Source organism: Bartonella sp. AA9NXGY, assembly GCF_042196845.1.
In the GTDB taxonomy this organism is placed as follows: Bacteria; Pseudomonadota; Alphaproteobacteria; order Rhizobiales; family Rhizobiaceae; genus Bartonella.
In genome coordinates this window covers 1-787 of record NZ_JBHIRB010000101.1, presented here as the reverse complement: position 1 = coordinate 787, position 787 = coordinate 1, and the positions used below count along the sequence as shown (strand labels likewise).

Annotated in this window: 1 protein-coding gene; it reads right to left on the bottom strand. The window is 43.1% G+C overall.

Going from position 1 to position 787, the window contains the following annotated elements:
• Nucleotides 1-787: P-type DNA transfer ATPase VirB11 (virB11, locus tag ACFIM6_RS10035; protein WP_375612689.1), on the bottom strand; the 787-nt coding region annotated here is incomplete at both ends.

Below are 787 nucleotides of genomic sequence, written 5' to 3'. Positions count from 1 at the left end.
ATCATCGAGATTAATAAGCCGCGGATATCATCGCGTGCTAAATTACCACCACCGTCACTTTCTTTGACTAAAAGGGTCATTTGTTCAAAGGCTGCAAGGGCTGTTGAGGCATGGACGGTGGTAATGGAGCCGGGGTGACCAGAATTGACATTACGGATGTAGTAAAAGGCTGTACCATCACGCAGCTCTTGTAGAAGGATTCTGTCGGGGCGCATGCGTAATCCTGATTCAAGCAGTTCTTTTGCACCTGCTTTTGCTAAGCCTTGGTTATCTTTTGAATAAAAGAGCTGCACTTTGTTGGCGTGCGGAACGACAAGTTCTGGTGTGTCTTCAATGGTGAGAATTCGTTCATAGTCAGGGATTTTTGCAATCAAAGCTTTGGAGAGGGTTGTTTTACCAGAACCGGTTTTGCCCGATATTAAGATATTTTGTTGTGTAATAACGGCTCTTTCTAAAAAGGTGCAAAAGTCTTTGGCCAGAAACAAATCTGTTAGTTTTTTGTCTGTATCAGAGAGTTCGGATAACCGTTCTGTCATTTGTTGCGTGGGTGTGAAACTGGTGTTTTGGGCAACAGAAAAAAGATTGTTTTCATGTAAACTTTCAAGAGAAAAAGTGCGTGATGAAGGTTTACGAATGGTCATGCTAATGGTATTGGCTGCAACTGCTGGAGGCATAACAATTTGTATGCGTTCGTTGTTTGGCAGTGTTGCGGAGAGAACGGGGTTTTCTACACTGATTTTTTGTGTTGTGTAGGCAGCAACAACTTTTGCAATCCCTTCTAGTTCGC